The sequence below is a fragment of the Fibrobacter sp. genome, from assembly GCA_024398965.1.
GTDB lineage: Bacteria > Fibrobacterota > Fibrobacteria > Fibrobacterales > Fibrobacteraceae > Fibrobacter.
The window spans coordinates 1-12265 of sequence record JAKSIF010000059.1 but is presented as its reverse complement, the minus strand read 5'-3'; the positions used below and the strand labels follow the sequence as shown (position 1 = coordinate 12265).

At 50.8% G+C, this 12265-nt stretch carries 4 protein-coding genes; 1 reads left to right on the top strand and 3 read right to left on the bottom strand.

Annotated elements, in window-relative coordinates; translation table 11 throughout:
- Nucleotides 1–164 precede the first annotated feature (164 nt).
- Nucleotides 165–887, top strand: a complete 723-nt coding sequence (locus MJZ26_13320; protein MCQ2106757.1) for a hypothetical protein — start codon at nucleotides 165–167, stop codon at nucleotides 885–887.
- A 176-nt stretch (nucleotides 888–1063) separates the two neighbouring features.
- On the opposite strand, the gene MJZ26_13315 is transcribed toward MJZ26_13320, so the two are convergent.
- The 3 genes from MJZ26_13315 to MJZ26_13305 all read right to left on the bottom strand — a co-directional run bounded on the left by MJZ26_13315 (nucleotide 1064) and on the right by MJZ26_13305 (nucleotide 12231).
- On the bottom strand, nucleotides 1064–1873 hold the full coding sequence (locus tag MJZ26_13315; GenBank protein ID MCQ2106756.1) for a hypothetical protein: 810 nt from the start codon (nucleotides 1871–1873) through the stop codon (nucleotides 1064–1066).
- A 277-nt stretch (nucleotides 1874–2150) separates the two neighbouring features.
- Complete coding sequence (locus tag MJZ26_13310; protein ID MCQ2106755.1) at nucleotides 2151–4796, bottom strand: SLC13 family permease; 2646 nt, start codon at nucleotides 4794–4796, stop codon at nucleotides 2151–2153.
- Between the two features lie 154 nt (nucleotides 4797–4950).
- The gene (locus MJZ26_13305) at nucleotides 4951–12231 is read right to left on the bottom strand and encodes a T9SS type A sorting domain-containing protein (GenBank protein MCQ2106754.1); all 7281 of its coding nucleotides are present in this window, start codon (nucleotides 12229–12231) and stop codon (nucleotides 4951–4953) included.
- Between the last annotated feature and the right edge of the window lie 34 nt (nucleotides 12232–12265).

The window sequence follows — 12265 nt, the reverse complement described above, 5'->3', positions numbered from 1 at the left end:
GCTACCTTGACATGGTAGAGGTCACAGATTCGAGTTCTGTATCGACCACTGAAAAGAAGCCTCGCGGAAGCGGGGCTTTTTTTTATCCCCAAAACATATATATGATAATTGACAAACTAGAAGGATAATTGTATAATAAAAAAAACGTAATGTATGGAGAATGTATGAAAAAATGTATAGCAGCAGCAACATTGGCCTCCCTTCTTGTTTGTGCTTGCGGTGAAGATTCTGGAACTAACGGGAATTCTGCAACAAGCGGTGGCAATGGATTCATCTTGCCCGAGGATTGTGTTCCCGCTTTAAACAAATTACCTGTTCCTCCGACATTTGAGTATGTGACGAGTTTTGATGAGTATGAAAAACGTTGTATTGTTGAGATTACATCTCCTGTAGACGAAAATACAATCCCACTCTTTTTTGATAGCCAGGCTTTGGCCGACGACGAACATGTTCATTACTACGCCAATTTAGACTATATGAAGTATAAGAACGGCTTGTATATAGAGTTATGGTCGGCGGGCGATAGAGTGTTCCATATGGAAGTAAGAGATTGTCCTAATGCGGCTAAATATGCTGGGGTTCCAGAACAGAATCAATTATGGGAAAATGTTGATGGTGTATGCGAAATGGTTGACGAGGAAGGGCGTGATGTCACGCTTCATATGACTCAACAGGAATGGCTGCAAAAAGAGCAAACAATACAAAATATGGGCTGGAATCCCTCTGTTGGATGCGAAGATCGACTAGACATTTCTTATCACAATGATGTTTTTAGCTGCTATCAAAAAAAGGTTGGCGACGTCTTGTTTGAGTTAGGCTATGGGACTAGCTTTGACGATATGGTGTTAGAAGTTAAGGTCGGTCTTGACTACCAAAAAATCAAATAGTTTTTCTTATTAAGATGAAAAGAAAACGCCTCTTGTTTGGAGGCGTTTTTCTTTTGTTCAGCTAGACGTACAACGGGGAATTGCGGTAACATGATTGTTTTAATTTGATATAGTCTTTGAAACAGACCTGTCAAACAAATAACAGGTCAATCAAAGCATTGCGTACACAAACATCTCTAGAAACGGCTGTCGGACTTTAGCTCGTCGCACTGTTTCTTGAGTTCTTCGTACAGATAATCAACGCTTACAGCCATAAATGGATAGTCGGTAATTGTGCAGACGCCATTGTTAAAGCTGGCAACTGCATTATCTGCATAAGCGTTAAAGGTATTGCACTCGGCCTTGGCAGACGCGCTATTCTCTATTTCAAAGGTAGATACCTGTGTAACGGAACCATCGGCGTTAAAAGTGAAAAGTACTGTCGCTTTTTTGCCTTTGGAATCATGTCCCGTGTAAGAGACAGACTTTGCCGTCTTGGTCACCGCGCATATTTCGTCAACTGAAGTGGCACCCGAAGGGTCCGTGGACCCGTTGCCGGTGGGGTTGGTCACGCCATTTGCCATATTGTTCGCTGCATCGCATGCCGCACTCTGGGCCTGGTAAACCTGGTCCATTGTTTCGCTGGCGAGACCAGCAGTCTGCTTAACGGTGCATTTGCCTGCGTCAAAGCTCGCCTCGAACCCTTCGCCATTGGCCATGGACTCGCAAGCGTACTTTGCGTTGCTTCCCATGGCAGACACGTCTGTAATTGTGGACTGTGAAGCCAGCCTTCCACCGTCAAAGTCATAAACGGTTGTGGTAACAGCACCGTTTACATTCATCTTCATAGTAATGGATGTTGCATTCTTGGAAATAGAGCAAACACCGTTCTTGTCGCCAGAACTGGTTCCGTCGTAATGGTTGGCGCTAGTTCCGTTCGAGTCGCTTCCACAGGCGATCAAAAGGGCGGTCAGCAACGGTGTAGCGGCGAAAGCGATTCTAGGCATATCTAGTCTCCGGCTAAATTTTAGATGTTAAAAAAGTACAACTTAATGGAAATATACTCTAATTTTTTGAATCTCAAAGTTTATTTTGGCATGGTACACATCAACATTTGTTAAATGGCATGGCATAGCCTTGGCTAAGGCGATGTCAAGCCAAGTTGTATTGCTGGGAAAAGATTGTTTAGTTGCTATTAGAAAGCTGCGGCGCCACAAGAAACAAAAAAAGCCGCCCGGTTTCCCAGGCGACTTATATTCCGCTAAACTTGCGATATTCGATTCTTTACTGCTTTGCAGGAGCTGCAGCGGGGGCGGCAGCAGGTGCCGGAGCGGCGGCAGGCGCGGGTGCAGCAGCCGGAGCAGGAGCGGCAGCGGGTGCAGCGGCAGGTGCCGGAGCAGCAGCCGGAGCAGCGGCAGGAGCAGCAGCAGCGGGAGCTGCGGCAGCAGGTGCAGCGGCAGGCTTAGCTTCTGCCTTCGGAGCAGCCTTCGGGGCCGGCTTCGGAGCGGTTGCATCAACAGCCTTCTTGGCAGCAGCTTCAGCCTTCTTGGCTTCTGCTTCGGCCTTCTGAGCTTCAGCGAGGAGCTTCTTAGCTTCTTCCACCTTCTTCTTTGCTTCAGCAGCTTCAGCCTTCTTAGCTTCAAGAGCGGCCTTCTTTTCTTCGGCAGCCTTCTTGCGAGCTTCTTCAGCTTCGGCCTTCTTCTTAGCTTCTTCTGCCTTCTTGGCTTCGAGAGCAGCCTTACGTTCTTCGGCAGCCTTCTTCTTTGCTTCAGCAGCTTCAGCCTTCTTCTTGGCTTCTTCTGCCTTCTTGGCTTCGAGAGCAGCCTTACGTTCTTCAGCAGCCTTGCGCTTTGCTTCGGCAGCTTCAGCCTTCTTCTTAGCTTCTTCGGCCTTCTTAGCTTCGAGAGCAGCCTTACGTTCTTCAGCAGCCTTCTTCTTTGCTTCGGCAGCTTCAGCCTTCTTACGGGCTTCTTCTGCCTTCTTGGCTTCAAGAGCGGCCTTCTTTTCTTCAGCAGCCTTGCGCTTTGCTTCTTCAGCTTCTGCCTTCTTCTGAGCTTCTTCGGCCTTCTTGGCTTCGAGAGCAGCCTTCTTTTCTTCGGCAGCCTTGCGCTTTGCTTCTTCAGCTTCTGCCTTCTTCTGGGCTTCTTCGGCCTTCTTGGCTTCGAGAGCAGCCTTCTTTTCGTCGGCAGCGGAAGCAGCGGCAACAGGAGCAGCAGCAGCGGCGGCTTCTACAGCGGGAGCGGCTTCAGCCTTCGGAGCTTCAGCAGCAGCGGTATCAGCAACAGCTTCAGTAGCAGGAGCGGCAGCGGAATCAACCTTAGCGGAATCAACAGCAGCGCTATCAGCCTTAACAGAGTCAATCACAGAGGTGTCGGCAACAGCAACGGCAGCGGGAGCTTCCGGAGCCGGAGCTTCGGCAACCTTTTCAACAACAGCAGGTGCGGCAGGAGCAGCCTTAACTTCCGGAGTACCGAAGAAGTGGATGTTTGCCAAGAGGATCATCATACCCCAAGAGAGTACGAGACCGAGGAGACCCATCACAACGCCGGTAATTGCCATACCCTTAGTATCGGTGTAACCGGTAGCGTGGGCAAGTGCGTTAGGCGGAGTGGAAATCGGCATAGACATACCGAGAGAAGATGCAAAGGCAACAGAAACCAAGAGAGCGGTAACGCCACCGAGGCCAACCAAGTTGTCCTGGCAAGCAATGCCAACTGCGCAGAGAATAGGAACGAGGAGAGTTGCAGTAGAAGTATGGCTCATGAAGTTAGCCATGAACAAGCAGATGATACCGCAACCGACCATAAGAGCAACCGGAGACCAGGTGCCGAACGGAATGGTCTTGATCAAGTGAGCGGCAAGGCCAGTGGAGTTGAGGCCAACACCCAGAGCAAAGCCACCAGCAACCAACCAGAGAACATCCCAGCTCATAGCGTTCAGGTCCTTCTTGGTGATAACACCAGTCAGGGCGAACACAGCCATAGGAATCATAGCAATAGCGTTATCGTTGATACCGTGAACACCCTTACCGGTGACCCACAGGAGAACGCAGAGAACGAAAGTAATGTAAACGATGATTGCCTTGGGGCTAGTATCGAACTTACCGGCACCTTCGATGTTCAGGACCATTTCCTTCATCTTGATGGGGTAAATCTTCATGAGGAGAACCCATGCAACAACCATGAGGATAATAACATAAGGAACACCGAAAGCCATCCACTGACCGAAGGAAACCGGGTTTGCAGCCAGGTCGCCACGGGCGATAGCGTCGTTCAGGGCGCCAAGAGCGATAGCGTTAGGAGGAGTACCGATAGGAGTACCCATACCACCGATGTTTGCACCGAGAGGAATAGCAAGAGCGAATGCAGCCTTACCACGGTCATTTTCGTCGAAGAGCTTGAGCACCGGAGCGAGGATGGCGAGCATCATGGCAGCGGTAGCGGTGTTGCTCATGAACATGGAGAACACTGCGGTGATGAGCATAAGGCCAAGGAGCACGAACTTCGGGTTCTTACCGAAGGGCTTCAGGAGCACGCGAGCCAGGTTCAAGTCCAGCTTGTACTTGGTAGCAGCAGCAGCCAGGAAGAAGCCACCCAGGAACAGCATGATGATGGGGTTTGCAAAAGTAGCCATAACAGACTTGTGGCTAATCATGGTCACGCCATCAACGCGGAACGGGGAAAGGGCGGAGTCAGACATCGTGATGATCATCAAGACGATGACCAGCATGGATGTAGACCAGATCGGGAACGGTTGAAGAATCCAGAAAAGAGCAGCCATGACGAAAACGCCAATGACGCGGATTTCCAACGGATTCAGGATTCCCATGGGACTTGCTGCATCGAAGCCGAGCTGTTCGTACGGCAAGTAGAGAGCTGCGATTGCGAGAATCGTAGCGATAACGAATTTAATGAATTTAGCCTTTGTCATAGTGCGCCCAAAGTTAGAAATATCACATGGGTTTGGCTATAGTTAACGCGAACCTTGATTAATTATTACAAAAGCAGAAATCCCCGGTTTTCCCGGGGATTCAAACTTATTTTGCGCAGATTTTGCGTTATTTATCGATTTCGGAAGCCTTTTCCTACCTGACCATGATCTTGCCTGCAACCTGCTGACTTGCCACACGGACACGAAGCATGTACAGACCAGACTTCGGAGCATCCAGGTGGAGGAGGTTGTAACCAGCCTCGGCCTTGGTGCTGTAGGTGGCCATCACCTTACCATCCAGGTTTACGATATCCACGACAGTGCGAGATCCAGCCAGGCCATCGTCAACATTGAAGCCGACGTTCACCTTGCCAGCGCCCTGAGTCATGCGCAAGCCGTTGATAGAAGCGACAACCGTATTCAGGCGACCTTCGGTAACGTTGATCGTAGCGGTAGTGGCCTTGGCCTTAAGGGCAACGCGGATCTGGTCGCCATCAAGGACTTCAGTGGTCTTTCCATCGATAGTCACATACACATGGTAGCCCAGGCTCTTGACGCCAGCCACGCCTTCCAGGCTCAGGTAGCCGAAGCGGTCGGAGCTTGCAGCCATGGAAATCTGCCATTCATAGCTGTCAGCAACCTTCTTGAAGGACTTGGCAAATGCCTTCTTGCCTTCAAGAACGGACAGGCTTACATGATCGCCCATGGGAGCAGGAGGTTCTGCGCTAACAAAGGGTCTGTCGCTAACACCAAGGATGTTCCAGAAGTCCTTTCGGCCGTTGTTGTCGGAAAGCACAGCCTGCATAGACCACTTGTTCTTGCTGTTAGCCTTGGCGAGAGCCTTGCGCTTGGACACAGATACGGAGGTGCTATCCTTGGAGATATCTTCCTTATCCATTTCCGGGAAGTCCTTAGCCACATCGCTGGCAAATTCAGCCTCGGCCTTCAAGGTCCAGGTCGTGTGAGACTTGACAGCTGCCCATACGGCTTCGTAAGGCTTCAGCACATAGACCGGTGCGTAGTTTTCAATTTCTTCGTCGTAACGCAGGAACTGAACTTCGGCATCTTCGTCGAACTGAGCGTACTTATCCTTATTGGCATTGTAGAGGTCAACACTCCAGCCATAGGGGTTGGCAACCAGATTCCAGCCGCTAACCAGACTGTCGAGATCCCAGGTAACATCCTTAGTTACAGGCTTAACATCCATGTTCAGAGGCAGGTCGCGTCCTTCCAAGGAGCTGTACCAGTAACCGCGTTCGGCAACGACTTCGTCGTGCTTGGTGAATTCCTTATACTGCCAGAATTCACCCGGTTCACCGACTTCATCCCACCAGAAGAATTTCGGATCGTCGTCCCAGATAATAGCGGAGGTATCCACGATAGCCATGGAGATCATCTGCCACTTGTCCTTACCGAGAGCAACGATGGCTCCGTCAACACTGAAGCTTCTAGATTCAGAGACAACGTCATCGCCTTCGGAAAGATCCGCGAATACCACGTACTCGCCAATGGGCAGAGGTTCGCTAGAGGTCCAGACAAGATTTGCCGGAGTCTGCTTGATGGAGTCAGCCACCACCTTTTCAACAACTACATTGCCCAAGGCATCCATTACCACTACGCGAGCTTCAACATTGCGAGTGACTTCGAACTCGCTTGTTACGATAGAGACTCGGATCATGGAGCCGGACTGTTCCAGCTTCAGGTCGACGATTTCAACATCGGTCTTGTTGCTCTTGGAGTAGTATGCAGTGAACTTGCCCTGCATATTGAAGTCCATGCGCTTGCCGTCAACGTAGGTGTAGCTTTCAACGGCATCACCATTTTCACGAACAAGAACCAGGGAGTCCATCACGAAGCTGGAGTCTGCAATACTGCGGAGGATCAGCTTCTGGCCATCGAAGTCGAGAGGCAGCAGCATGTTGCCCTTCTTGTCGAAGGTGTGAACGAGTTCATTGCCTTCGGAAGACTTTTCAACGAATTCGACGGTACCGTGTTCAGAGACCAGGGAGACGGATGCGTAAGCCGGAATGTAGGCGCCGGAGACGCATGTTGCAGCGTCAACCCACTTGGCCTTCAGTTCGTAACCGTTAGCACCGCGCTTGCCAGCCTTGAAGGCATTTGCAAGTTCAACGTTAAAGTCACTGTAGACCGTAGTGTCAGAGCCGAAGGTCCAGCCAGCGACGCAAGCGTCGGCGGTATAGATGTACTGCGGCAGAGGCTTGCCCTTGCCTTCTTCGTTAACAGAGTACTTGCCACCAGCAACCCAGTCGGAGCCATAGAATACATTCTTGCGATCGGTGTTTTCGTCAAACACAACCGTGAAGACTTCGAGGGCAACCGGAATACCGATAGTCAAGTCCTTTTCAACAACAATCTGTTCATCTTCAATAGCGGTTTCTTCACCATTTTCGTCAACGGAGAAGAGTTCGTCGGCATCTACCAGGTTGGTGTAGTCTGCACCAGCCATAAAGGCAACCTTGAACCTGAAACCACCATCGATCACAGGAACGTCAAGACCATCATCACCCACTTCGTAGGCAATGGTGTCGTTTTCAACAATCTGAACAAGCTTCAGGTCGCCCACTTCGGTATTGGCGAAGGAAACCTTGTAAGTTTCAACTTCGGAATCTTCCCATACGGCATAGAGTGTGGTCACCTTGTCAGAGAGCTTGGTCACCAGGTCTTCGTTCATGCCGTTGTAAAGTTCTTCACCAGCGGAATCCAGGCTCCAACCCACCAGCACCCTGTTGGACTGATAGATTACGCGGGGGAATTCCTCGTGTGTTGCCATGCTGTATTCACCAGTGCTGCTCCAGGAGTCGCCGTAGAATACGTTAGCGTCACCGGCGTTCACATTGAATGCGAAGCGATACTGATCGGCATTGGCGTCTGCATCAAGAACCGTATTGGCAACAGCCTTGAATTCACCACCATTTTCGATCTGGCTGGTTTCGCTAGATTCAACGATAATAGGCATCTGGGAAGCAATCGTGTAACCCGGGCGAGTTTCGAAGGAGGCCTTGAAGGTCAGGCCAGTTTCCGTTGCCGGAACTTCCAAGCCTTCAGCACCAACTTCGTAGTAGAAGTTTTCGCCACCAACAGTCTGGAATACGGTAAAGTAACCGGATTCTTCGCTGCCAGAAGTCAGGCGAACCGTTTCTACAAGGGCGTAGGTATCCCATACTGCGTAGAGGACTTCAGCCTTCATGCCCAAATCCTTCATGGACTTGACCGCTTCAATGAATTCAGAGTCGAACTCGTTGAAGTAGCGGCGGCTTTCAGCAGACAGAGCCCAGCCGAGGAACTTAGCATCGGTACGATAGATTCCTTCGGGGAATACAGAGTTTGTACCACCCATGTTGAAGCTGCCTTCGAACTTCCAGCCATCGGCGTAGAATACGTTGGCGCCATTTGCGTTCACATCGAAGGCGAAGCGCATTGCCTCGTCAGCTTCGGCAGGAATTTCGAGAGTAATGTCGTCGGCGGATTCAACCAGCAAGATACCGTTGTTAACAGTCATGCTTTCGCCATCCAGTTCGTAGGTCAGGCTAGCGCCTACCGGAGCAGAGTATCCCAATGCCACGGAGTAGCTAGCCTTGAAGGCGATGCCATTTTCAACAGCAGGAACAAGCAGACCGTATTCGTCGATTTCGAACTTGTTGCCGGCATTTTCCAAGGTTACAGAGCCCTTTTCCATGTCGGCCACGGTAATTCTTGCGGATTCCTGATACTGATCGTTTTCCCATACAGCGTACAGGGTAACGTTTTCAGCCTTGCCACTAGCCAAGGTCTTGGCCAGTTCAGGAGTGAATACGTCGTAGTAATCTGCGTTAGCAGCGGGGGCCTTTTCAAGAGCCCAGCCAGCAAGGCGCAAACCAGCGCGGAATGCCATCGGGAATTCCAGATCCGCATAATCCATATCAAGATCGAATTCGCCAGAAGCACGCCAGAGATCGTTGTAGAATACCGGAGCACCGTCTGCAGCATTCACGTCGAAGACGATGGTGAAGTGATCGGCGGAAACACCGGCCTTAAGCTTTGCATCGGAGGTAAATACATAGCTTTCGGTTTCAGATAAAGATGTCAGCAGGCGACCGCTTGCGTTATAGACGTAAGTGAGATACGGATCATCCTTGCTGTAGCCATCGCTGGTTGTGTATTCAATGGTGAAGCTGATATCGCCATTGCCCTTCGGCACAATCAGAGCGTCATCGTCACCAGTCAGACGGTAGAAATCAATCCAAATGGGATTGCCTTCAGAATCGAGTTCGCCGTACTGGGTCAATTCAATGTAGCCAACTGTGCCTGCATCAGCAGAAATGCGGTAGGTTTCATTTTCACAGGCAGCCCACTTGGTATAGACCTTTCCAGCATAATCGTCTGCGTAGGTTTCAAGAGCGGCCTTTACAAAGTCTTCGCTGAACTCTGTAAATACAGGCTCGTCTTCCGTAGCATTCGGATTAATGGTCCAACCTTCCAGGCAGTAGCCAACGCGGTAGATGTCCATGGGGAACTTAGAAGCGAAACCTACATCAAAGGTCATGTCGATAGCACGATTCGTCCAGTTCTTGCCAAAGAACACGCGGTCATCAGGAATGTAGGAATCGAAGACGATTTCAAAGCCAAGCTGAGAAATCGGAGCGGCGATTGCGACATCGCTTTCAATCTTGAAGCCTGCTTCCGGAATTGCAGTTTCTTCGGTTCCAACCACAGCCTTGTAAGCGCCGTCATTCCATTCGTAACCGATAGCGGTCAGAGTGAATGCCGGAACATACAGGTCGTTGGCTACTTCCGCAGGAATCTTCAGACCGGCGGAGGGAACTTCGTATTCATAGCTGTCGTCACCAACCATACGGGTCAAGGTCATGGAGCCCTTGTCTGCATCGGTGTTGGTTACTACGTAAATATTGTCGTTACCAGACTTCCAAACTGCATAGAGCTTGTACTCATTCTGTTCCACCATCTTCTTAAGCATGTCGGCGCTGAATTCCTGAACTGCGTCAGATACGGAAGCATCTGCGGTCAGAGCCCAGCCAGCAAGTACGGCATCGCCACGGTAGAGGTTCATGGGCAAGGCGTTATTGCTATCCACATCGGCGATAACGTAATCAACCCAATCGGAGTCGAAGAACAGGTTGACATCGGCAGCCACGTTTACATCCAGGAAAATGTATTCGTCCGGTGCGTAAACCTTTACGGCAACGTTTGTTGCAGCGGAGATAGTGACAGTACCATCGTTTGCGATGGAATCCAGTTCAACGCCCTGGGCATCCATCAGAACAATGGGATAATCGCCTTCCAGATCGAAGCCATCGGTTGTGGTTGCGTTGGCGTTAAATACCAGGCCGCCTTCCACAACAGGCACGGCAAGCTTCTGACCGGAGGTCAAGTCGTACTCGGTCTTTACTTCGTTATATTCATCAACCATCTGGCTCAAGGTAATCTTGCCACTGGAAGCATTCTTGAAGGAGACGGAAACATCAACTGTTTCGATTTCAACTTCCGGAGCGGTCCAGATTGCATACAGGGTCTTTGTATTCAGGCCCAGATCCTTGGCGGCTCTCATAGCCTTAATGAAGGAGATGTCGAACTTGGTGAAGGTTTCGCTGCCGTTAGCAGTGAAAGCCCAACCCTTCCAAACGGAATCGGTACGATAGACATCCTTCGGGAATTCAGGAATGTCGCAGCCCAGGTAGAAGGAGCCACTTGCTCTCCAGTCGGCGCCATAGAATACGTTGGCAGAGCCAGCGTTTGCGTCGAAGGCAAATTCAACAGACGGATCTTCCACAGCCGGGACATTCAGCAACATGACTTCCGGCAGAGAGGGTTCCACAACGAACTTGTCGCCAACCAGTTCCTGCTTTTCGTCTACGATCATGTAGTAGGCCCAGTCACCGTCGGCGGTATAACCTGCATTGATTTCAATTGCAACAGTAAAGTCAATGCCTTTGACTGCCGGAATTTCAAGACCCGTTTCGTCCAGATCCACATTCCAGGAAGTCTTGCTGACGCTCTGAGTCAAGGTGATGATACCTGCATCAGCGTTAGCCAGCTTGACGGTCACATTCTTCTGTTCGCCGCAGTCTTCGGACCACACGGCATACAGATCCTTGAGAACGCCAGGAGCAACATTGTATTCTACTGCGGCATTCAGGAATGCAGCATTGAATTCGTTGAAGTATTCAGTACCGTTTTCTTCGAACGTCCAGCCAACGAAGCAGGAGTCGGTGCGGTAGATATCGCCAGAGAACTTGCGATCGGCTTCTTCCATGGTCAGGTCATAGGACTTGTCTTCGAACCAGGTACGGCCATAGAACACGCGCTGGTCGCCGGAGTTGACTCTGAAGGCGAATTCGTAAGTTTCAGCAAAGACAGGAGCCTGGATGATAGCGTCGCCATCCACAGTCAGGGTTCCGCTCTTCAGGGCGGCAAGGGCGTTGCCTTCGGCATCCACGGTGTAGAATGCGGAAGTAGCGTTCAGGCTGTAGCCCACGGAAGTTGCAAAGCTTACGTCAAGCACAAGGTTCTTTATTGCAGGAACCTTGAGGCCTTCTGCCGGAACTTCGTGATCGTAGGTATTTCCTTCTACGGTCTGGCTCAGGGTCAGGGTACCTGCTTCCAGGTTGTTGGAGGCAATGACGTAGACAGAAGCTTCGTTAGCTTCCCATACCGGGTAGAGGCTGTTTTCTTCTTCGGCAGACAAATCCTTTGCAAAGTCGCCAGTCAAGGTCATGATGCCGCTTTCAGCATCCGGAGTCAAGGCCCAGCCGGCAAGGACATAGCCAGAGCGGGCAACGTTATTCGGCAAGGTGCTCTTGTCGGTCACGTTGAATTCGCCGGCGGATTCCCAGTCGGAAGCAAAGTAGATATCGTTATCGGTAGTTGCCACCACGAACTTGATGCTGTAATCATTGACAGCGTCAACGCCCTTGATAACCACGTTCTCGGCAACGGTCATTACACCGTCAACGATGTAGCCTGCCATTTCCTTGCCCATCTGGTCGTAGGCAACCAGGTCGGCAGCCATGGCGTAGCCTTCGGCGGCGGCGAATTTAACCTCGAAGGAGAGGCCACCGTCGACCATCGGGATTTCCAGGCCATCGGCAGGCACCGGCATCCATTCGGTATAGCCATAGGGAATTACATTGAGCGTACCCTTTTCGGTATCAGCATTCTTGATAACAACCGTGGGAACCTTGACTTCGCTCCAAACTGCGTACAGCTTGGTGGGAGCGCCGTCTTCTTCGGTAGTTGCTGCGTTGTAGGCGGCAATGAAGTCGTTATCAAAGTTGACCATGCCGGTTTCTGCATTCTGGTCGAAGGACCAGCCAACCAGCTTAGAGCCAACCTGGTACAGGTTTGCCGGCAGGGCGGTTTCACCATCGGCAATATCGTAGGTTACGCTAGAAACCTTGTCGCCAACATAGTAGACCATGCCACCGTTTGCATTTGCATCAAAGGCGAAGGTC

What these genes read in the sequence shown, in the direction of transcription:
- MJZ26_13320 (MCQ2106757.1), top strand. Translation starts at nt 165, where the DNA reads ATGAAAAAATGTATAGCAGCAGCAACATTGGCCTCCCTTCTTGTTTGT.
- MJZ26_13315 (MCQ2106756.1), bottom strand. Translation starts at nt 1,873, where the DNA reads ATGCCTAGAATCGCTTTCGCCGCTACACCGTTGCTGACCGCCCTTTTG.
- MJZ26_13310 (MCQ2106755.1), bottom strand. Translation starts at nt 4,796, where the DNA reads ATGACAAAGGCTAAATTCATTAAATTCGTTATCGCTACGATTCTCGCA.
- MJZ26_13305 (MCQ2106754.1), bottom strand. Translation starts at nt 12,231, where the DNA reads ATGGTCTACTATGTTGGCGACAAGGTTTCTAGCGTAACCTACGATATT.